We start from the raw sequence: 22,074 nt of genomic DNA, 5'->3' as shown, positions 1-22,074 counted from the left end.
CCAGCCGTTATCGGCTGTGTATTCCAGATCAGGGCTTTTGGCGGGGGTGTCCTCGGCAGATTTATCGTCAGATAGGAGACACGGATGCGCAGGCCTGTAGTGGCATTTTTCCATTCAGTTCATAAACGTGGCACTGCAATGATTTGCCAGGGCATTGGACAGTACCGGCGATACACCACTGCGTTGCGTAAGGCGCTGCAGGCCGCGCAGGATTTTTTGAGGGTTCCGAATGGCACCACGGTCTTCGAGCCGCTGACGCCTGTTCTGTTAGACCTGCCTTCGTCGCAACGCTATGAGCGTGAGCTGTTGAGTGCGCTGGCCAATGACCAAGTGCGTAATATCGCGATCACCGGTGAGTATGGCGCTGGCAAAAGCAGCGTGATCCGTACGTTTGTGGATAGGCATCCGGAATTCAACTTTGCGTTTATTTCATTAGCCGCCTTTGGCAAGGAGCGCGACCAGGCTGGGGGCAACCAAGACCCCTCGGTGCCCGCGGCTAATGGCCAGACCACTGCTCGGCCGCCAGAAAAACTAACCTCAGAACCTGCAAGCGACACCGATCTTTCAACGCGAATCGAGGAAGCCATCGTTCAGCAGTTGCTTTATGCCGTGCCGTCAAAGCAACTGCCCAAAACCCGCCTGAAACGCATCGTTCAAGCCTCATTGTCTGCGCTCTGGGGCTACACCGCGTTCTTCGTTTTACTGATGGTGTGCGCCCTAAGGCTATATGCACCCGTGGCAGAGAAACCACTGATTATCATCCCTGAGTGGTTACGCGGCTGGCTGTTGCTACTTCCGGATTGGATTGCGGTCGCCGCGCTCGGTGTGGGCGGCGTGTACCTGGTATTCTTTGGGCTAAGGTTGCTGTCCTCGTTCAGCATTGACGGCCTCACCATCAAGGGCGGTAAGTTGGAAACGACGCACCAAGGCTCGGTGCTGCACAAAAATGTCGACGAGATTATTTACTGTTTTGAACGCAGCAATATCAATGTGGTGGTGATCGAAGACCTGGATCGCTTCGGCATTCAAGATGTGTTCACGCGTTTGCGTGAGATCAATTTCATCATCAAGCAGTCACCACAGATTCGGCGGCGCGTGTACTTTGTATACGCGCTACGCGATGAACTGTTCGCAGTGGGTGAGAAAACCAAGTTTTTTGACCTGATTATTCCGATCATCCCGGTTGTCAACTCGGAAAATTCACGCGAGAAGATGATTGAGCTGCTGGGGTTGAGAAAGCTCAACGGGGTGCCGTTAGACACTGGGCTAGATCCTCATCTGCTTGAAACCGTGTCATATTTTATTGATGATATGCGCTTGATCAAAAATATCGTCAACGAATTTGACATGTTCTCCAGCATCCTGAGAGCGGGGTCGGGCTTGAAGCTGGCCCCCAATAAGCTATTTGCGATTATCGCGATTCGCAACTTGCACCCGAATGAGTATGCCGAGCTGGTAAAGCGCCGAGGGCCTATTTATGAGACGCTTCATGGCTTTCGCGAATGGCGGAGTCAACTGCACAAACACGCTGAGAGTGTTTATCAGGCGCTGCGCGAGGAGCGCGAGCGGAAGGTGCAGGAAGTCGCTAGCAGCGCAGCCGAACTACGGACGCACGTTTGGTTGGCGCTATTAGAAAAATCTGGTGCTGAATTCGCTTCGCATGTGCGCATTCGAGATGCGGGCCACTACTCATTGCGCGAGTTTGTTCGCGATGACGTCTTTGACACCATTTTTTCTCAAAACGCTAAGTTAGCGATGATAACGCTTGACCGATATGGCCAGATATCAAACTCGACGTCGGTGCCCGATGCACCATTGGAACTGCTTGCTTCGACAAACTACCAAAAGCGTTATGACCTGCTCCAGCAAACGATGGGCAGAATTGATACAAAGATATCCGAGCAGCGTTTACAGTCGAGTCTGATCAATCGCCTGACCTTTCGTGGCGCCGCCAAACACGGCTATGGCGAAGTGATCCTGCAAAATCTAGCGGGTCTGGAACTTGCCATCTACCTGATGCGCCACGGCTACCTTGATACCGATTACCCAGATTACTTTGGCTACTTTTACCCTGGCTCGCTCACCGCGGAAGATAAAAACCTGCTGCTGGGGCTCAGAGGCGGCGCCATTCCGGACGTGACGACCGTCATCAGCGCGGCCAAGACAGTGGTGGAAAAACTCGATGTCGACGACCTTGGCGATGGGAGGGGTATCATCGCATCGCTGATCGATTACCTGGTGAGTGACGCCTACTCCGCGCCCGATTGGAGCCACGCGCGCGAGTTGCTCATGACCATTTTCAGGAGCGGATTGAAAGATCATCTGGGCAGGATGGCGGAGGCGGCCGAGTTACTGATTTTGGGGCCGAATTCACATCGTTTTGTTCGCGCCGTCTTTGAATTTGAACCTGGTTTGTTCCGTGCACTGCTGACGGAGGCACCTCGCTTCGAGACGGTGATCCTGAAGCAGTTGCTTATTGGCGCCATCCTGGATGGGTTGGCCGCCGACCAGTTGCAGGCACTCGATGTTCATCCGAACACCGAAATTCGCAGCGCCATTGAGGCGCTTGAAGATAACTCGCGCTTGATGCCACAACTCAAAGTGGGCGAGGGCGGGTGGAGTTGGTTGAAGACTTTACCCGTTCAGTTCAATCACTTGGGCGAAACCACGCCTCTGGATGATCTTGCGCAACTGATCGAATGGCGCTGTATCGATTTTAACCTGCACATGCTTACCCTAGTTTGTCAGAAGGGTGACCCCAAAACTGCCGATGACCTACAAAGCAAATCCGCTCACGGCAGCGCGAACGTCACTTACCGTCGCCTCAAGGCGCTAAATATTACGGGCCTTGATGAGCAGTTGCTTGAGTCGCCTGACGCGCTGGCAAATGTGCTTTTGAGTCAAACGGGTGAATTGGAGGAGTCAGCCGCGTCACTTTCAACGTTGCTGAAAGTGCTCGACGTTGCAGCGGAAACCACAAGCATGCACCTGCTGTTTGCGCGCACGATTTGTGAGGTTGAGCGCTTGGAGGACTTACCTCAAAAACTGTGGGCGATTGTGCTATCAACTGATCGCGTCTCGATGCGAGTTGACGCCGTCTGGTCGTTCTTCAACAACGTTTTGCTGCCAGCCCTTACTGATAAAGGTTGCGAACCGGTAGACATGGAGGCCTTCGCGGATTTCATCAAGCACCACACAAAATTCCTGAACCAACATTTATGGGTAAGCAATCAGGCCCGACATATAGATTTGCAGAGCTATCTACTGAGCACACCAGCAGTCGACAACGAAACCGTTGTAGAGCTATTCGCTGGGCTGAACCTGAATAATCCGGTGATCCTAAGTGGTTCTTTAGGCAGATTGCCTGCAGAACGCTGGAAGATGCTGGCGAGCGCGGATTTCTTGGCATTCACTCCTGAGATCCGAGAGTGTATCCGCACATACGACCTCAACTTGGAGGTTCCTTACCTCCTTGCGCACTGGAGTCAGGCACGAGAGCATATCGACTTTACCCAACTGCCCACCGAAATGGTGATCACGCTCAGCCAAAGCAGCGTGCCAACACTAGATGACAAAATCAACCTGTGGACTGCTGTACCGCACGAAACGTTTGATACCTCCGGCGTAGCCACTATGGAAATTGCCCGGCTCTGCAGTTGGCTCAACGCTGGTACGTCGCGTTTCCCCGCCTCGTTTGCCCCCATACTTAGAAAGCTCATGGCTGAGGATGGACTGTCGTCAGAACAGCGACAGGAAATGCTCGTCCAATGTTTAGCGTCCAGCACGTGGGTAGAGGTGACAGCCCTGCTTGGGCTGCTAGCGGAAGGTTTCGACCGGTTAGCGCCCAATGTGAGAAAGATTGAGGTGGCGTCCAGTGCAGCCAATCTACGATTGCTGGAGGCATTGCAAGCACGAGGTTTTGTTGGCAGCGTGACCGCGAAGGACGACGTTCTCACAGCGAACACCCGACCGAGTGAAATGAAGGACACGGCAAGCGCCGAATAGACAGCTTTGTTAGCTCGCTTACATCAGCGTGCTTCTTGAATGGCGCTGAGAGGGTTGCCTATACAGGCATCAATCACGGCGTCGGAGTGGGCGCGCCGCGCCGCGTGAGGCTTTAAGGGAGTCTAGAAAACTCGGGGCGATTCAAATTGAGGTGATCGGATAGCGCTCGACGGCGGTTGGGGAGCAGCAGCGGATGACTTTTTCGAAAAGTGGCTGTTGGACTTCAGCCTGGGGGCATCCTTTTCAAACTATCCAAAGAATGCCCCTAGATGTGCCCCCAATGTAGCAATCGTCTGGAAGTGAATGGATCTCCGTGGTTTGTGGAAAGCCAGAAATGATCAGCCGAACAGCCTGCCAGACGATGCCTAAAGACTCTCCGGATCGCCAAAAAACATCTGCAACCGCGACCGCAACCAACGCTCCCCCGGATCGTTGTCCTGCGAGCCACGCCAGGCCATGTGCATTTCGAAGCTCTGAATCTCCAGCGGCAGCTCCTCGGCGCGCAGGCCACCCGCGGCGGTCAATGCGTCAGCGGTGTAGTCGGGGACGATGGCGATGATGTCGGTACCAGCGAGCAGCGTGCCCAGACCATTGAACTGCGGCACGGCCAGCACCACATGGCGCTTGCGGTCGATCTTTTCCAGAGCCGTGTCGATGAAGCCGCTGAGGTCGCCCGCGTAGGAGACCAGCGCGTGGGGCCGGCTGCAGAAGTCATCCAGGCTCATGCTCCCCGGCATGCTGTCGGCGCGCAGCAGCATCGGCCGCGCGCGGCGCAGCACCTTGCGCTTGGCGTTGGCGGGCAGGTCGTTGGTATAGGCGACGCCGATGGAAATCTCGCCGGAGGCAAGCAGCGCCGGCATCAGGATGTAATTGGTGCGGCGCACCACCAGCACGATCCCGGGGGCCTCGCCGCGCAGACGCTTGAGCAGTTGCGGCAGCAGCGAGAACTCGACGTCGTCCGACAACCCGATGCGAAACACCGCAGTGCTGGTGGCGGGGTCGAATTCGGACGCGCGGCTCACCGCCGTGGAGATCGAGTCCAGCGCCGGGGACAGCAGCGCGAAGATTTCCGTGGCGCGCGCCGACGGCTCCATGCTGCGCCCGGTGCGCACGAACAGCGGATCGTCGAACAGGCTGCGCAGACGCGACAGCGCCGCGCTGATGGCCGGTTGACCGAGAAACAGTTTTTCCGCCGCGCGGGTCACGCTGCGTTCGTGCATCAGGGTTTCAAAAACGATGAGCAGGTTGAGATCGACGCGACGCAGGTCGTTACGGTTCATCTTCAGTGCTTCTGTTCAGTGACGACGAGGGGGCGGGGTGAATCTTAAGGGCAAAGGCTGGTAACCTGCACCGAGAAAATGAAAATTGTGCCGGTTGATTGAATCGCCGATCAATCACAGGCATGTTGACTATTAATAGGCCGCCATAGCCTTAGCGGGAAAGCCCCGATAAAGTTCATGGCATTAGAGGTTACTTTGACGAGGTTTGCGATGTCCCGCACGATCCGTTTTCACAAGTTCGGTCCGGCAGATGTGCTCAAGTGCGAAGAGCACGCAGCCGCTTTGCCTGCGCCTGGTGAAGTGCAGGTTCGTGTCGAAGCTATCGGCATCAGCTGGTACGACATTCTCTGGCGTCAGAACCTGGCGTCCTCCCATGCTCGCCTGCCCGCCGGCCTGGGCCACGAGATGGCCGGTGTGGTGGTCGCTGTGGGCGAGGGCGTCGAAGCGTTGGCCGTGGGCGACAAGGTTGCCAGCTTTCCGGCCGAGAGCCCCAATCAATATCCGGTCTACGGTGAAGTCATCGTACTCCCGGTGACCGCGCTGACCCGCTATCCCGAACTGCTCACTGCGGTTCAGGCCAGCGTTCATTACACGCCGTTGCTGATCGCGTACTTCGCGTATCGCGACCTGGCCCGTACCAAGCCCGGTCAGATTGCGTTGGTCACCGATGCCAGCCATTGTGCCGGTCCTGCCTTCGTGCAATTGGGCAAGGCGTTGGGTGTGCGGGTCGTCGCAGCGACCAAATCGGCGGAGCAGCGTGACTATCTGCTGGCCCTCGGCGCCGAAAAGGTCATCGTCACCGAGGAACAGGATCTGGTCATGCAGATCAGCAAGTTCACCGATGGCCGTGGCGTCGATATGGTCTTCGACGGCCTGGGTGGCCCGCAGATGTCGTTGATGGGCGATGTGCTTGCACCGCGTGGCAGCCTGATTCTGTATGGCCTGCAAGGCGGCAACCAGACGCCGTTCCCGGCCTGCGCGGCGTTCCAGAAGAACATCCAGTTCTACGTACACTGCATCGGAAACTTCACGGGCAAGCCGGAGCTGGGCATCGAGCAGGATCATGAGGCGCTGCAGCGGGCTTTGGCGGACATCAATCAGATGACCGCGGACCGCATCCTGTTGCCCCAGGAGATTCGTGTCTACCCCTTCGGCGAGTTCGTCCAAGCGCATCGCTACATGGACGAGTGCCCTTGCGGCGCCCGCGTGGCGCTGGAAATCGAACCCGCCTAACGCGAGCAGGCGAGGGAGTCGGACTCTCTCGCCCAAGGTCGCAATGGCCTTTGGCCCGCTACATCCCCGCTTACGCTTCCCTGATCGCCGTGTAGGAAAATTCCGGTAATCTGCACTGGTTTTCCAGTCCTATCTGTATCTTCCAATACCTCCCAGCGCCCCGATAATACTTCCTGCCAATTGCCACCCCGCGGGTGCGGAGCACATTGCCCGACGGTTATGACAGGGATCGATCTTGAGCGAGTTGCATCAACAAGCCATCAATTACGTCTATCTGCAGGTGCTACAGAAGCTGCAGTGCCATTACTCCCATCGCCAGCGCCTGGCGCTGGAGCAGTTGATCGGGCGCATTATCCTGGCGGCAGGTGGCCCGGAGCATCTAGGTGGCTACCGGGTGATGGTCGCCCATAATGGCGGCCGCGAAAGTGCCCAGGCGGTGGCCTTCCTGCGGGCGGCGCAGCTGAGCCTGGCGTTACGCTGCGGTCAGACCTTCGTGCTGCGAATCGTGACTTGCCGCCACGAAACCCTGAGCGAGCCCACTGCCGGCAACCTGCGACGCCTGTATTCAGCGCTGTTCGTGGAGGACGATCCCCGGGTAGAGACGCTCCTGGCCGATGATCGGCAGGTAGCGCCATTCAGCCTGCCGGACAATGGCATAGAGCCAATGCCGGCGGCGCAGCACCAGAATCTGTTGATGGCGGGCCAACTCACTGGCGGCGATGCCCGCGCGACCTTCTGCCATCTCGACCATCAACGCTATATCCATGGCTTGCAGCGCTGCCTGAGCTGGGGCGCCGGTGTCGATGCGCTGGTGCGGCTCGAGTCGCCACGCCAACGCCATCAATATCGGCTCTGGGCGCGCCAGGTCGCGCGCCGTGCTCAGTCGCTGGAGCAGCAACGGGAACTCACCGATCCGTTACTGCAGTCGTTCGCCGAGTTGCGCGCCGGACTGGGGCGAAGCGCTTGCCTGCCGCGGACCATCAAGTCGCTGGCACTGGACGATCTGATGGATGAAGTCCTCGATACACCCTGTATTGCGTTGCTCGAGTTCCTCGGCTTTCGCCTGACGGACCTGAGCGGAGCAGTCGGCCAGGCTGATTGCGCCCATCCGCTGCTGCTGGCGCATCTCGCCGGGCTGCGCTCCGAAACCCTGACGCTGCTGGACTACCGCGACGGCATCGAGCATTACCTGAACCTGTGCGTCCCCCTGCTGCGTCAGCGCAAGCTGCCCCAGACGTGGATTCGTATCCTGCTCAACGGCTATGCCACCAAGGCGGCACTGGTTGCCCACCGCAAGCGGGCCAATGCAATGCTCATGGCGCGTTATGGACTGGGCGAAAAACAGTTGGTGTGCATGCTGTTCGCCCCCTTCGTCGACCGGGGCGCCGGGCTCGCGCGCTATCTTCGCCATTGCCATCACAGCATGCCTCGGGCACTGCCCTACATGCACGATGCCCTGAGGGGCGAAAGCGTGCCCCAACCTGTAGAGCGATGGCTGAGCGAGAGCAGCGGCTTGCCGCTGTCACGATTGCGCCAGCTGTATGGCATGGCGCGAGTGCATGTCGACGATGACCAGGCGCTGCTGGCGAACACCCAGCATTGGCCGCTCAGCAACCGTGGTGTGCGTGGCCTGCATCCAGTGACTGGATTGCCAGCCTGGTCTGCCGTGCAAGCCGTGGACGCCTGAGACATGGCTGAAGCAATGGCACGCGGCTATGCCTATCAAGCCGTCTATGACTATCTTTCGACCTTGATCGCCGAAGCCACCGGTGAGCGCAAGATCCGCCTGCCGTCATTGCGCGACCTGGCCAACCGCCTGGCGGTGTCGGTCTCGACGGTGCAGCACGCTTACCAGCTACTGGAGAGCGAGGGCCGGATCGTTTCCGTTCCCAAGTCCGGTTATTACGCCGTCGTCGCTGCAGCGCCGCCCATTCCGGCAGCCGACCCAGCCGTGCCTGCCGCTGAACCCGATCTGCTGCAGAGTCTCTATCATCATGCCTGCACCCCCGGCATGCTGGTTCTGCATCGCAGTGACCCCTGGCCAGGCGATGCCTTCGGCCAGGCGCTGACCGCCCGTGAACGGGAAATCCAACGCCAGCACCGCAGCCTCGGTAGCCATCCGCTGGGCGAGCCCTCATTGCGCCGTGAGCTGGCAGCGCGATATACCCGGGGCACCCATCACCGCTGGTGCGCCGATGATGTCTATCTGGCGGCCGATCTGCGCGCCATGCTCGACATCATTCTCTGCGCACTGGATATCCGCGGCCGCACGGTAATGATCACGACACCGGCATCCCCGGTGTGGCTGATGGCGCTCAAAGCGGCAGACATGGACGTCTGCGAGTTGCCGCTGGATGCCGCGGGCGCCCCGGACCTGGCGCAAGCCGCGCACTGTTTGCGCGCACGCTCGGTGGCGCTGGTGATTCTCGGCTCCACCTTCAATGGCCCCCAAGGCGCGCTCATGCCGAGCAGCAGACGACAGGCCCTGGCTGAATTGTTCGACCAGCACGGCAGTCTGGTGCTCGAGGATGACGATCACGGTGAACTGTGTTTCTCCAGTGAGACACCGATGCGCGAGTGGGTGGCGCCGGAGCGCTTGCTGGTCTGTGGCTCGTTCGCGCGGACCATCGGCGCAGAGGCGCGCTACGCCTACTTGCTGGTCCCACCTCAGGCACGCTCGCCGATTGCGCTGCCGGTACGCCAATGCCTGTTGCAGCGGGACTTCCAATTGCCCCCGGTGCGTCAGAAAGCCGTGGCGCGTCTTTATCAGCGCGGGGCCATCGATGGCAATCTGCGCTCGCTGCGCAATGGCCTCAAGCTCAATGTCGGTCGGCTGGTGCAGCAACTGGACGACAATCTGGGCGATCTGCTGAACGTACCCATGCCGGCGGGTGGCAATGGGGTGTGGGTGAGCGGCCGCCACCCCACAGATGCGCAGCGGGTGTACGAGCATCTGCTCAAGCGGCGCATTTTGATCGCCCCGGGTCCGTTGTTCAGCAGTCAGGGTCATCACCGGCAATGCCTGCGCATCGCTTGCCCGGTCAACGGAATGGGGTTGCCCGGACGAGTAATCGCCGAGTTGCGCAAGGCGTTGCAGGCGAGCCGCGTCTGATCCGGGCGATCCATTGGTCGCCAGACATTGTCATTGCGCGGGACTGTATGTATAAACAGCCCAATGTTTTTTCGCTGAATTCTGTCTCGTGACCACTCCCGCCAACTCCCTCGAAGACCCGTTCTACTACCTCAGCAATTTTCGCCAGGTACTGGCCTGGTTGCGCGAGCGTTACAGCGATGTGCTCTGCAACGAGGAGCTGGCGTTCGTCGAGGATTTCGCCACATTGGACCAGGCGGCCCAGGCCCTGCTCGTACGGATGATCATGCGCAAAGGCCCCCTGTACCGGGCCAGCAAGCTGGTCTATGGCGAAATCGGCGCCACCGAAGTTGCCGTGGCACCCTTGCTGCAGCGCGGTTGGGTGGACGACCAGCATCCCATCAGCCTGACGCAATTGTTCGAGGTGCTGGCCAAGGCCGAGCTTTACCAGCGCTTTCGCCATCACGGCCTGCTCTCGGGGGCGCGCAAGGCGCAATGGCTCGAGCAACTAAGCGAGCACTACCTCGACGAGCTGCCGTTCGCCCAGTGGTGGCCGGAGCCGGGCGATGCGCTCTACGCCTTGCAGATCCGCAGTCTGTGCGAGCGCATGCGCCTATTGTTTTTCGGCAATCTGTACCAGGACTGGTCCGAGTTCGTGTTGGCCGACCTGGGTATCTACCGCTACGAACAGGTGCCCCTGAGCCCCGAGTCGCGCAGCCTGCACCACGCGAGCCATATCGATCAGTACATGGTCCTGCACGACGCCCGCCAGGCATTGGAGGCGGGTCACGAGCGCGATGCTCTGGTGGCCGAGGTGCTGAGCCTGCAGCTCGACAACCCGTGGCTGCGTGGCCGACGCGACAAACTGCTGTTTCAAATGGGCTATCTGTACGAACGTGAAGGGCAGCTGGATCAGGCGCTGGCGATCTATCAGGCCAGCGCCTTCGCCGAAAGCCGCGCACGGCAGGTCCGCGTGCTGGAACGCATGGGCTGTTTCGGGCAAGCCGTCGAGCTCGCCCAAAGCGCTTTGCTGGCGCCCTGCAATGGCGCCGAGCGCCAGCAGCTGCAGCGCATGCTGCCACGCCTGCAGCGTGCTCTGGGCGTATCCGCGCAGGCCAGGCGCAAGGCGCAACCGCCACAACGCCTGGACCTGCACCTGCAGCGCGACGGAGCGGCTCGCAGCGTCGAAGCCTGGGTCCAGGCGCATCTGCAGGAGGAGGGCGGGCCAGTGTTCTATGTCGAGAACACCCTGTTCACCTCGCTGTTCGGGCTGCTGTGCTGGCCGGCGATCTTCGCGCCCTTGCCGGGGGCCTTCTTTCACCCCTTCCAGAGTGGCCCCGCCGACCTGCATCAGGCCGACTTCCACGCGCGTCGAGCCGGATTGTTCGAGGCGTGCCTGATGGAGCTCGAGGACGGTCGCTATCAAGCGACCATACGCCAGCGTTATCGCGACAAATTCGGCCTGCAGTCGCCCTTCGTGTACTGGAGCGTGCTGGACGAAGCCTTGCTCGACATGGCCCTGGACTGCCTGCCCGCCGCGCATCTGCTGCAGTGCTTCCGACGCATGCTTGAAGACCTCAAGGCCAACTGCACCGGCATGCCGGACCTGATTCAGTTCTGGCCGCAGCGCGGCAGCTACCGGATGATCGAGGTCAAAGGCCCGGGCGATCGCCTGCAGGACAACCAGGTTCGCTGGCTGGCCTTCTGCGCCGAACAGCAGATGCCCGTGCAGGTCTGCTATGTCACCTGGCAGACCGCCATCGATGACACACCCCTCGATGCCGTCCCGCAGCAGGCCGAGGCTTGAGTTACCGCGTTTCGGTTCGGGCGCTGTGCGAGTTCACCGCCAAGGTCGGCGATCTTGACCTGCGTTTCACCCCGTCACCCACCGCGCTGGAGGGGATACAAGGGCACCTGCGGGTCACTTCCGGGCGGGCAGCCGGTTATGAGCGCGAAGTCACCCTTAGCCTGGATTTCGAAGAGCTGCAGGTACGCGGCCGCGCCGACGGCTACGATGCCTGTGCCAATTGCCTTGAAGAGATCAAGACCCACCGCGGCGACCTGAGCCGCCAGCCCGACAACCACCGACAATTGCACTGGGCCCAGGCGCGCCTGTATGGCTGGATGCTGTGCGAGCAACGCCAATTGCCGCAGATCGAGCTGGCGCTGGTCTACCTGGACATCGACAGCGACCGCCAGACGCGATTCCAGCAGACCTGGCAGGCGGCTGACCTGCGTGACTATTTCGAGCGCCTGTGCCGCCAATTCCTCGGCTGGGCGCGGCAAGAGATGCAGCGCACCGAAGTGCGCAATACCGGGCTGCAGGCGCTGACGTTCCCCCACGGCAGCTTTCGCAGTGGCCAGCGGCAGTTGGCCGAGACCGTGTACAAGGCGGTGAGCACCGGGCGCTGCCTGATGGCGCAGGCCACCACCGGCATCGGCAAGACCCTGGGCACGCTGTTCCCGATGCTCAAGGCCATGGTCCCGCAGCAACTGGACAAGATCTTTTTCCTCACCGCCAAGACCCCAGGCCGACAACTGGCGCTCGATGCCTTGCGCCAGGTGCATGCCGCGCAGCCGGACTTGCCCTTGCGGGTACTGGAGCTGGTGGCCCGCGACAAGGCCTGTGAACATCCCGACAAAGCCTGCCATGGCGATGCCTGCCCCTTGGCCAAAGGTTTCTATGACCGGCTGCCGGCGGCGCGGGCGATGGCGGCCCGAGCCACCTTGCTGGACCGTGCCAATCTGCGCGATATCGCATTGGCCCATGACGTCTGCCCTTATTACCTGTCCCAGGAAATGGCCCGCTGGGTGGATGTGGTGGTGGGTGACTACAACTACTACTTCGACATGAGCGCCTTGCTGTTCGGCCTGGCTCAGGAGCACCAGTGGCGCCTCGCGGTGTTGGTGGACGAAGCCCACAACCTGGTCGAGCGCGGTCGCCAGATGTACAGCGCCAGCCTCGACCAGCGCAACCTGCAGATGCTGCGCAAGCAGGCTCCAGCGGTACTGAAAAGCGTCCTGCAACGGCTCAACCGCGAATGGAACGCGCTGCACAAGGAGCAGATCGCGGTGTATCAGGCCTACGCCACGCCGCCGACCCTGCTGCTGTTGGCGTTGCAGCGCTGCGTCGCCAGGATCGGTGATCTGCTCAACGAGCAACCGCAAGGCCTGGCCCCCGAGCTGATGGACTTCTATTTCACCGCGTTGCAGTTCACCAAGGTGGCCGAGCTGTTCGACGACGGCTATGTATTCGATATCAGCCTGCAACAGGGGCCGAGGCAGCGCAGCCATTCGCGCTTGTGCCTGCGCAACGCGGTGCCGGCGCGTCTGCTTGGCCCGCGGCTGGCGGCGGCGCGCAGCTGCGTGCTGTTTTCGGCCACGCTCAGCCCGCGCCACTACTTTGCCGACCTGCTGGGCATGCCGGCCGATTACGCCTGGATCGATGTGCAATCGCCGTTTGCCGCCGAGCAGTTGGAGGTCCAGCTGGCCGGGCATATTTCCACCCGCTACAGCCATCGCCAGGCGTCACTCGTCCCGATCGCCGAGCTGATCGCCAGGCAGTTCGCCCAGCGGCCCGGCAACTACCTGGCGTTTTTCAGCAGCTTCGACTATCTGCAACAGGTCGCCGCGCTGGTTGCCGAACGCTATCCACAGCTGACGCTATGGCTGCAGGAACGGCAGATGGACGAATCGCGCCGCGAGGCCTTTATCGAACGTTTTCAGGCCGCAGGGCAGGGCATCGGCTTCGCCGTGCTCGGTGGTGCCTTCGGCGAGGGCATCGATCTGCCCGGCAGCCGCCTGATCGGCGCCTTTGTCGCGACCTTGGGGCTGGCCCAGGTCAATCCGGTCAATGAGCAACTCAAACAGCGCCTGCAGTCGCGTTTTGGCGCGGGTTACGACTACACCTATCTGTACCCAGGCCTGCAGAAGGTGGTGCAGGCGGCTGGACGGGTGATCCGCGGCGTGCAGGATCAAGGCGTGGTAGTGCTGATCGACGACCGATTTGCCGAGGCCAAGGTGCAGGCATTGCTGCCCAGTTGGTGGCCCGCGCCCATCGGCTGTGCATGACCCCTGCGCAATGCCAACGCGCGATGCAACTGTTAGCGTCCACGGCAATCATAAAAGGGGACAGCAGCCACCCAGATGGACGAACCTGCCCCATGAGCAAACCGACACCGGAACACGTGCAATGGCTGGTCGACCAGTCGATGCTGCATGCCGCGCAACAGCGCGCCACCTTGTATTCAGGCCAGGCCCGACTGTGGCAGCGGCCTTTCGCGCAAGCCCGCCCCAGAGACGCCTCGGCGATCGCCTCGGTCTGGTTTACTGCCTATCCCGCCTCGATCATCACCCGCGAAGGTGGTTCGGTGCTGCAAGCGCTAGGGGATGAAGCGCTGTGGCACGCGCTATCGGAAATCGGCATCCAGGGCATTCACAACGGCCCGCTGAAACGCTCCGGCGGCTTGCAGGGCACCAGCTTCACCCCGACCATCGATGGCAACTTCGATCGCATCAGCTTCGAGATCGATCCAAGCCTGGGCACCGAGGCCGAACTCACCGCGCTCAGCCGCATCGCCGCCGCCCACAACGCCGTGGTCATCGAAGATGCGATCCCGTCGCACACCGGCAAGGGTGCGGACTTTCGCCTGGCGGAAATGGCCTACGGGCAATACCCGGGGCTGTACCACATGGTCGAAATCAAGGAGGAGGACTGGCCGCTGCTCCCCGAGGTGCCGGCCGGGCGCGATGCCTGCAACCTGGCGCCCGATGTGGTCGATCTGCTGCGCGACAAGCACTACATCGTCGGCCAGTTGCAACGGGTGATCTTCTTCGAGCCCGGGGTCAAGGAAACCGACTGGAGTACCACCCCGGTGGTGGTCGGTGTCGACGGCAAGCCGCGGCGCTGGGTGTACCTGCACTATTTCAAGGAAGGCCAGCCCTCGCTCAACTGGCTCGACCCCAGCTTCGCCGCCCAGCAGATGATCATCGGCGATGCCCTGCATGCCATTGACGTGGTGGGTGCGCGCATCCTGCGCCTGGACGCCAACGGCTTCCTGGGCGTCGAGCGGCGTCCGGAAGGTAACGCCTGGTCCGAGAGCCACCCGCTGTCGGTGGTCGGCAACCAGCTGCTCGGCGGCGCCATTCGCAAGGCCGGCGGTTTCAGCTTTCAGGAGCTGAACCTGACCATCGATGACATCGCCAGCATGTCCCACGGTGGCGCGGACCTGTCCTATGACTTCATCACTCGCCCGGCCTATCAACACGCGCTGCTCACTGGCAATACCGAGTTCCTGCGCTTGATGCTGCGCCAGACGCACCACTTCGGCATCGATCCGGCCTCGCTGATCCACGCCCTGCAAAACCACGACGAACTGACCCTGGAACTGGTGCACTTCTGGACGCTGCACGCCCACGACACCTACCTGTACCAAGGCCAGACGTTCCCGGGCAACATTCTGCGCGAGCATATCCGCGAGGAGATGTACGAGCGCCTGGCCGGTGAACATGCTCCCTACAACCTCAAGTTCGTCACCAATGGCGTGTCCTGCACCACCGCCAGCATCATTACTGCGGCGCTGGGCATCCGCGAGCTCGACAGCCTGACGCCGGAGGACATCGCCCGCATCCAGCATATTCACCTGCTGCTGGCCATGTATAACGCCATGCAACCTGGGGTATTTGCGCTGTCCGGCTGGGACCTGGTGGGCGCCTTGCCACTGCCTGCCGAGCAGGTCGCGCACTTGATGGCCGACGGTGATACGCGCTGGATCCACCGTGGCGCGTACGACCTGGTCGACCTTGACGCGGACGCCGAGATTTCCACCGGGCAGATGCCCAAGGCTCGCGCGCTGTATGGCAGCTTGCCCGAGCAGTTGCAGCGCCCCGACTCCTTCGCCTCGCAGTTGAAGAAGATCCTCGCGGTGCGCCGCGCTTACGATATCGCCGCCAGCAAGCAGATCCTTATCCCCGACGTGCAGCATCCTGGCCTGCTGGTAATGGTGCATGAGTTGCCGGCGGGCAAGGGCACCCAGATCACCGCGCTCAACTTCTCGGCCGAGCCTTTGGTCGAAACGTTGCATTTGCCGGGTGTAGCGCCAGGGCCGGTGGTCGATATCATCAATGAGCGCGTCGAAGGCGATCTCACCGAGCAGGGTGAATTCACCATCACGCTGGACCCTTATGAAGGCCTCGCGCTGCGTGTGGTGAGTACTTCTTTGCCGTGATCCGCCCGGGGAGTGACCGAAACTTACTGACTGGTTCATGTTTCGAGTCACGCCCCGGCCACCGGTCGAGCCACGCGAGCTTTTACCGATAAATTCGCATAATTTCGTTATTGAGGCAGCGTTGAATAGTGGCAAGATGCAATCGTGCGCGAGTGGCGTGTCGGGGCGGCTGAATGATCAAGAAAATCGTTACATCAGAACTGCTTGTCGGCATGTATATCCATGAACTCTGTGGTAATTGGATTGATCACCCGTTCTGGAAGGAACGCTTTGTGCTGAGCGATCCCCAGGACATTCTGCGGATTCAGCGTTCGGCGATTTCTGCGGTGATGATCGACACTGACAAGGGTCGTGATGTCCTGGTTCAGACCGTCTGCGAGGTACCCGCGCCGGTCGGCGAACCCGACCCCGCACCCGCCAAGCGGGTCGCCATGGATGCGGAAATGTCCCGCGCCTACATCATCTGCACCCGTGCCAAGGCCGCTGTCACCAGCATGTTCAACAACGCGCGCATGGGCCTTGCGATCAATACCGAGGAATCCGAGGCGCTGGTCGAAGAGATCGCCAATTCGGTGATTCGCAATCCTCACGCCTTGATCAGCCTGTCACGCCTCAAGAGCAGCGACGAATACACCTACATGCATTCGGTGGCGGTCTGCGCGCTGATGATGGCCCTGGCGCGCCAGCTCGATCTGCCGGATAGCTGGGTACGTGAAGCCGGTATCGCGGGGCTGATGCACGACATCGGCAAGATGACCATCGGTTCGGACATCCTCAACAAGCCCGGGCGCCTCACCGATCCCGAATACGCCGCCATGCGCCTGCACCCTGAAGGCGGGGTGAAGATTCTGCAGCAAAGCGGGGTGCTGCATGCCGCCGCCTTCGATGTGTGCCTGCATCATCATGAAAAATTCGACGGCAGTGGCTATCCGTTCGGATTGCAAGGCGAGCAGATCAGCCTATTGTCGCGAATGGCGGCAATCTGTGATGTCTACGATGCGATCACCTCCGAGCGCCCTTACAAGAAGGCCTGGGGGCCGGCTCATTCGATCCGCGAGATGGCCAGCTGGGCTGGGCATTTCGACGAGCAAGTGTTTCAGGCATTCGTGCGCACTGTGGGCATTTACCCCATTGGAGCGCTGGTACGCCTGCAGAGTCAGCGAATCGGGGTAGTGGTCGATCAGGACGAGAAATCCTTGCTCAAACCCAAGGTAATGATGCTATTGTCCGCGCGGACGAAAATGCAGCTGGAGCGCAAGGTGGTTGACCTGTCGCGTTTCGGTGAAGAAGACAAGATCATCCGCATCGAATCGGCCAAGGACTGGAACCTGGGCGACATCGATGACCTCTGGGCGGGTCGACCAGGAAGTTGAATTGACTGCAATGAACTCTCTACCGTCGCCGACCGTGACCCGGACGCGGCGCTCGCGCCTCGGATTCATGCTCGCCCTGGGCGCGGTACTGGTACTGGCGACCGTCGTGCGCCTGCACGGTTTGACGGCGGTAGCGATCTGGTGCGACGAAGCCTCCAGCATCATCACCAGCCAATACCCGCTGCCGGACCTGTGGTTTCACGCGGCCCACGATGTCCATCCGCCGTTCTATTACCTGCTGCTGCACCTGTGGATGGCGATGTTCGGCCAAGGGCTGTTTGCCATTCGTCTGCTCAGCGCGATCCCCGGCATTGCCACCGTGCTGGTCGGTGCGCTGCTGGTGCGGCAATTGGCATCGCCGAAAACCGCGCTGCTGGCCGCCTTGTTGATGGCGCTGTTCCCCTTTGCCGTGCGCTACAGCCAGGAAGTGCGCATGTACTCGTGGCTCACCTTGCTGCTGCTCGGTGCCACCCTGGCGCTGATGCACTGGCTGCGCACGCCGGAGCGCAAGGGCTGGCTGGGCCTTTACGTGCTGTTGATGACAGCGAGTTTCTATACCCACTACTTCACGATCTTTTGCGTGCTGGTGCATTGGCTGCACGTGGGCGGGCGCAGCCTGCGCCGCGATCCATGCCATGGCGCGGTGTACAAGCCGTTGTGGCGCGCGCCCTGGTGGCTGGCCAATATCGCCATCGCGCTGCTGTTCATGCCTTGGGTGCCTAAGCTGTACGACCAGCTGACCCATCTGCCGCAGTTGGAGGCCGGAGGCGATGTCGGCTGGATAGCGCCGGTCACGCTCTGGTCGCTGGCCACCTCGACCTGGGAGTTCTGGACCATGAGCGACGGCCAGTCCATGCCCCGAGTGGTGTATTTCCTGCTGCCGCTCAGCGTTATCGCCCTGGCCGGCGTGGTGGTGCGCAGCGACCGCAGTGCGCAGGGTTTTGCGCGTTTTCTGGTGCTGTACACCTTCGCCCCGATGGTGGCGGTGTTTGTGCTGTCATGGCTCTCGCCGCTGCTGGTCGAGCGCTACCTGATGTTCGCCGCCATCGGCCTGCCGATGCTGGTGGCGCTGTCGATCGCGCAACTGTGGCGCAAGTCGCGGCTGCTGGCGACGGCGGTGCTGGTGGCTACGCTGCTGGTGGATGGGGTAGGGCTCAAGGAGGTCTATCGGGTCGACGAGCCGCAATTCGATGAATTGGTCGACTACGTCAACCAGCATTACCAGCCGGGCGATACCGTGGTGATCAGCGATCTGTTCTGGTACTTCACCTACGTCTACTACAGCACCACGCCGGTAGTGCCACAGCTGCTGACCCTGCCGAAGTCCGAAGGCGGTGCCGGGCGCCCGAACGCCTACGGCTTCGGCACACTGGTGGATGCGCAAGGCCCGAACATCTATGTCGATGACCTGAGCCAACTGCCGCCCCAGGACAACCGAGTATGGCTGGTCGGCAGCGCCCAGCCGCCGGATGACTTCCATGCCATCCCAGGGCAGTGGCAGTTGCTTGAGGACCACAAGATCGGCGATACCGAATTGCGCTTGTATCAGGCGCACAGGGCTCTGTAGATCGGTGTACCTGGCCAGTCATCAGGGGCGCACCAGCAACTCGTTGGGTACAGGGGCGAGATTTGGTGCATAATATGTCCATTCGATTGACCCGGAGGCACTGCACATGTCCCAGACATCCGAGCTGCAACTGAACGATGAAGAAGGGCAAATTCCTTACTTGGCTGCTGTGGCTTTTGGTCATGCCCGAGAGGATGCGCTCAAGCGAGGTTATCGGGTGCTCTATATTCAGGATGGCCAACTGCTGGAGGTTGAAGCAGGTCATCAGGAACGTGTCTTGCGCGCCAGCAAACGCACCATTCACGCGCGCAAAGGCATGTGCATTCAGCTCAAGGATCTGCGCGAGAACCATGCTTGAGCACTACGCCACGGATTCGTATTTTCGCCGGGCCCAACGGCTCAGGTAAAAGCTGTTTCAATACGATGATCGCGCCCCGACTGCTCGGGGTGTATGTCAACGCTGATGAGATCGAGAAAAAGATAAAAGCCGGTAGCGAGCTGGATTTTCGCGATTTCAACGTCGAAGCCGACGCGCACGGCTTTATCGAATTCCTCTCGCTACATCCCGTCTTGAAAAAATCCGATATTGCAGACGACGTTATCGCACGGCTCTCCCTGCGTGGCAGCGTGCTACATCTGAATGGCGTGGTGTTTGACTCCTACCTGGCTTCCGCAATCAGCGACTACATCCGTCAGCAACTGCTGGAGGCACGTGCCAGCTTTACGTTTGAAACGGTGATGTCCGATCGGAGCAAGATCGCGCTTCTGGCCCAGGCGCGGCAGAAGGGTTATCGCGTCTATGTTTATTACATCGCTACCGATGATGCGGAAATCAACGTCTCTCGCGTCGAAGCGCGTTATCTGAGCGGTGGCCACGGCGTAGCACCGGACAAGATCCGTGAGCGCTACAAGCGCTCGCTGGATCTCCTTGTCGATGCCATTCGCCTGTCCCACAGGGCCTTTATCTTCGATAACTCAGGGATACCCGGCGGGCAGGTCTGGCTAGCAGAAATTACCGATAGCCAAGAATTGGAAATCAAGTCCAGCGAATTGCCAAATTGGTTCAGCGATGCGGTGCTCGAGAAATTCGGCATCGACGCCAACACCTTGAACCAAAGCCGTCAGGACTGATCCTGACGGCAATTGGCAATTGCGCAACCTCAGGCCACCCGATGCTGGGTATGGCGGTTGACTGGCACTGCCAGGCCAAAGTTGTCGCGCAAGGTGTTTCCGGAATATTCCCGGCGCCACAGGCCGCGTTCCTGCAGCACCGGCACTACCAGTTCGGTGAAGCGCGCCAAGCCGTCCGGCAGCAGCGAGCGGATGATGAAACCATCCGCTGCGCCATTCTCGAACCAATACTGAATCGCATCGGCGACTTGCTCGGCAGTACCGGTGAAATCGCGGTTCGGCTGTGAGAACCGCAGCGCAACCTCGCGCAGCGTGAGCTGCTCTTCCCTTGCCAGACGCTTGATCGCGTCGCTGGTGCCTTTATGGCTGTTGCTGCCCAGATCCCCTAGGTCGGGGAAGGGCGCATCGAGGTCGTGGGGGCTGAAATCATAATCGTTGAACGGCCGGCCAAGGGCGACGATGGCATCCTCGATGCTGACCAGCGCAACCGCCTGCTGATAACGGTCCTCGGCATCAGCGGCGTCGCGGCCGACGATGGGGCGGATGCCGGGCAGCAGGAACAAGGTTTGCGGATCGCGACCGAAACCTTCGGCGCGGGCCTTGATATCGCTGTAGTAGGCGCGGGCTTCGTCGAACGTCTCAGGGCTGGCGAAGATCGCATCGGCATTCTGCGCGGCAAAGTTGCGCCCGTCCTCGGACACCCCGGCCTGGAAGATCAGCGGCTGACCCTGACGCGAGCGAGCGATGTTCAGCGGCCCCTTGACCTTGAAGAACTCGCCTTGGTGATTGAGGGTGTGGAGCTTGTCGGGGCTGAAGAATTCGCCGCTGTCCTTGTTGCGTACAAAAGCGTCGTCTTCCCACGAATCCCACAGGCCCTTGACCACCTGCACGTGCTCGCGGGCGATGCGATAACGTTGTGCATGGGGTGGATGCTCGGCTTTGCCGAAGTTGTCGGCGGTGCCGGAGAGCCATGAGGTGACCACGTTCCAGCCTGCGCGACCGCCGCTGATGTGATCCAGTGAAGCCAGTTGTCGCGCCACCTGGAAGGGTTCGGTGTAGCTCACGGTGATGGTCGCCACCAGGCCGATGTGCTCGGTGACGGCGGCCAGGGCGGAAAGTATGGTCAGCGGCTCGAAGCGGTTGAGGTAGTGCGGACTGGACTTGGCGTGGATGTGCAGGCTGTCGGCAATGAAAGCGAAGTCGAACAACGCCGCCTCTGCGGTTCGTGCCTCCTGCTTGTAGAACGCGAAATTGGTGCTGGCATCGGCCAGCGCATCGGGGTGGCGCCATTCGCCCCAGCCATGGCCGACGCCATGAATCATCGCGCCCAGGTGCAGTTGTCGTTTGCTCATGCGGGTAGTCCTTGTTTGAGTGGATCGGCGACCTGGGTTGGGCGGCGTCCGGGGATCGCGTCCAGCAGTTCGCGGGTATAGGGGTGTTGCGGCGAGTCGAGCACGTCACCGGCGGCGCCGCGCTCGACCACCTGGCCCTGGCGCAGCACCACCACTTGATGGGCGAGGCTGGCGACCACAGCCAGGTCGTGGGACACCAGTACGTAGGCGATGCCCAGATCGGCTTGCAGGCTGCGCAGCAGGTCGAGAATCTGCGCTTGCACCGAAACGTCCAGCGCCGACACCGGCTCGTCGAGCAGCAGCAGTTGCGGTTCCAGCGCCAGGGCCCGCGCGATCGCCACCCGTTGGCGCTGCCCACCGGACAGCTCGCGGGGCAGGCGGTCGAGATAACTGACGGGCAACTGCACCTGATCCATCAATTTGCGCGCCGCCTGGTACAGGGCCTCGCCCTTGAGCAGCCCGAACGATTGCAGCGGCTCGACCACGCTCTGGAAAATCGTGAACCGCGGGTCGAGGGCGGCGAAGGGATTCTGCTGCACCAACTGCATGCGCTGGCGTACCGGCCGGAACTGCTTCCAGCTCAAGTCGGTGAGGTCCTGGCCGGCAAAGTGCACCCGCCCGGCGCTTGGCGCCTCCAGGCCGAGGGCGATGCGCAGGCTGGTGCTCTTGCCCGAGCCGGATTCACCGACGATGGCGAGGGTTTGCCCGGGGAATACTTCCAGGCTGAGGTCCTGCACGGCTTGAAAGCTCTGCGCCTGGCCTTTACGCGCAGGCAGTCGGTAATGCTTGCTGATGTTTTCCAGCCGCAACAGCGG

The 22,074-nt window shown here is 60.9% G+C and carries 14 protein-coding genes; 11 read left to right on the top strand and 3 right to left on the bottom strand.

All coding sequences use genetic code 11. From position 1 onward, the window contains the following. Positions 1-84: 84 nt before the first annotated feature. The gene (locus AC3WJP_RS01835; RefSeq protein WP_493719517.1) at positions 85-4,005 is read left to right on the top strand and encodes a YobI family P-loop NTPase; all 3,921 of its coding nucleotides are present in this window, start codon (positions 85-87) and stop codon (positions 4,003-4,005) included. A gap of 365 nt (positions 4,006-4,370) precedes the next feature. Here the strand turns inward: AC3WJP_RS01835 and AC3WJP_RS01830 are convergent, their stop codons facing one another. After that, positions 4,371-5,285 (bottom strand): LysR family transcriptional regulator, encoded by a 915-nt coding sequence (locus tag AC3WJP_RS01830; RefSeq protein WP_493719516.1) that lies wholly within the window; start codon positions 5,283-5,285, stop codon positions 4,371-4,373. A 210-nt stretch (positions 5,286-5,495) separates the two neighbouring features. Here AC3WJP_RS01830 and AC3WJP_RS01825 point away from each other — a divergent pair, with 210 nt between their 5' ends. The 10 genes from AC3WJP_RS01825 to AC3WJP_RS01780 all read left to right on the top strand — a co-directional run bounded on the left by AC3WJP_RS01825 (position 5,496) and on the right by AC3WJP_RS01780 (position 19,907). Continuing rightward, positions 5,496-6,518 (top strand): zinc-dependent alcohol dehydrogenase family protein, encoded by a 1,023-nt coding sequence (locus AC3WJP_RS01825; protein WP_493719515.1) that lies wholly within the window; start codon positions 5,496-5,498, stop codon positions 6,516-6,518. Between the two features lie 235 nt (positions 6,519-6,753). Continuing rightward, positions 6,754-8,205, top strand: a complete 1,452-nt coding sequence (locus tag AC3WJP_RS01820) for a hypothetical protein (RefSeq protein WP_493719514.1) — start codon at positions 6,754-6,756, stop codon at positions 8,203-8,205. Positions 8,206-8,208: 3 nt separating this feature from the next. Beyond that, positions 8,209-9,630, top strand: a complete 1,422-nt coding sequence (locus AC3WJP_RS01815) for an aminotransferase-like domain-containing protein (RefSeq protein ID WP_493719513.1) — start codon at positions 8,209-8,211, stop codon at positions 9,628-9,630. Positions 9,631-9,718: 88 nt separating this feature from the next. After that, positions 9,719-11,416, top strand: coding sequence for a VRR-NUC domain-containing protein (locus AC3WJP_RS01810; RefSeq protein ID WP_493719512.1), 1,698 nt, complete (start codon positions 9,719-9,721; stop codon positions 11,414-11,416). Further along, a complete protein-coding gene (locus tag AC3WJP_RS01805) occupies positions 11,413-13,680 on the top strand; it encodes an ATP-dependent DNA helicase (protein ID WP_493719511.1) in 2,268 nt (755 codons plus the stop codon). Before AC3WJP_RS01810 ends, AC3WJP_RS01805 begins: the two co-directional genes overlap by 4 nt. 92 nt (positions 13,681-13,772) lie before the next feature. After that, positions 13,773-15,836, top strand: coding sequence for a maltose alpha-D-glucosyltransferase (treS, locus tag AC3WJP_RS01800; protein WP_493719510.1), 2,064 nt, complete (start codon positions 13,773-13,775; stop codon positions 15,834-15,836). Positions 15,837-16,009: 173 nt separating this feature from the next. Then, the gene (locus AC3WJP_RS01795; RefSeq protein ID WP_493719509.1) at positions 16,010-17,209 is read left to right on the top strand and encodes an HD-GYP domain-containing protein; all 1,200 of its coding nucleotides are present in this window, start codon (positions 16,010-16,012) and stop codon (positions 17,207-17,209) included. A gap of 10 nt (positions 17,210-17,219) precedes the next feature. After that, entirely contained in the window at positions 17,220-18,776 is a 1,557-nt protein-coding gene (locus tag AC3WJP_RS01790) for a glycosyltransferase family 39 protein (RefSeq protein ID WP_493719508.1), read from the top strand. 106 nt (positions 18,777-18,882) lie between these two features. Further along, positions 18,883-19,134: a hypothetical protein gene (locus AC3WJP_RS01785; protein ID WP_493719507.1), complete on the top strand. Its 252-nt coding sequence runs from the start codon at positions 18,883-18,885 to the stop codon at positions 19,132-19,134. Then, positions 19,131-19,907 (top strand): ATPase, encoded by a 777-nt coding sequence (locus AC3WJP_RS01780; protein ID WP_493719506.1) that lies wholly within the window; start codon positions 19,131-19,133, stop codon positions 19,905-19,907. The genes AC3WJP_RS01785 and AC3WJP_RS01780 overlap by 4 nt, the downstream gene beginning before the upstream one ends. A gap of 29 nt (positions 19,908-19,936) precedes the next feature. Here the strand turns inward: AC3WJP_RS01780 and AC3WJP_RS01775 are convergent, their stop codons facing one another. Both AC3WJP_RS01775 and AC3WJP_RS01770 read right to left on the bottom strand, forming a co-directional pair. After that, complete coding sequence (locus AC3WJP_RS01775; RefSeq protein ID WP_493719505.1) at positions 19,937-21,259, bottom strand: LLM class flavin-dependent oxidoreductase; 1,323 nt, start codon at positions 21,257-21,259, stop codon at positions 19,937-19,939. Continuing rightward, on the bottom strand, positions 21,256-22,068 hold the full coding sequence (locus AC3WJP_RS01770) for an ABC transporter ATP-binding protein (protein ID WP_493719606.1): 813 nt from the start codon (positions 22,066-22,068) through the stop codon (positions 21,256-21,258). The genes AC3WJP_RS01775 and AC3WJP_RS01770 overlap by 4 nt, the downstream gene beginning before the upstream one ends. Positions 22,069-22,074 lie beyond the last annotated feature (6 nt).

Source organism: Pseudomonas sp. GW821-FHT01A09, from assembly GCF_058986725.1.
Note: the sequence above shows the minus strand (reverse complement) of the source record. Positions and strands in the feature narration are given on the sequence as shown.

Coding starts and splice junctions, on each gene's coding strand:
- AC3WJP_RS01825 (WP_493719515.1), top strand. CDS start 5,496: ATGTCCCGCACGATCCGTTTTCACAAGTTCGGTCCGGCAGATGTGCTC.
- AC3WJP_RS01785 (WP_493719507.1), top strand. CDS start 18,883: ATGTCCCAGACATCCGAGCTGCAACTGAACGATGAAGAAGGGCAAATT.
- AC3WJP_RS01790 (WP_493719508.1), top strand. CDS start 17,220: ATGAACTCTCTACCGTCGCCGACCGTGACCCGGACGCGGCGCTCGCGC.
- treS (WP_493719510.1), top strand. CDS start 13,773: ATGAGCAAACCGACACCGGAACACGTGCAATGGCTGGTCGACCAGTCG.
- AC3WJP_RS01830 (WP_493719516.1), bottom strand. CDS start 5,285: ATGAACCGTAACGACCTGCGTCGCGTCGATCTCAACCTGCTCATCGTT.
- AC3WJP_RS01815 (WP_493719513.1), top strand. CDS start 8,209: ATGGCTGAAGCAATGGCACGCGGCTATGCCTATCAAGCCGTCTATGAC.
- AC3WJP_RS01775 (WP_493719505.1), bottom strand. CDS start 21,259: ATGAGCAAACGACAACTGCACCTGGGCGCGATGATTCATGGCGTCGGC.
- AC3WJP_RS01795 (WP_493719509.1), top strand. CDS start 16,010: ATGATCAAGAAAATCGTTACATCAGAACTGCTTGTCGGCATGTATATC.
- AC3WJP_RS01835 (WP_493719517.1), top strand. CDS start 85: ATGCGCAGGCCTGTAGTGGCATTTTTCCATTCAGTTCATAAACGTGGC.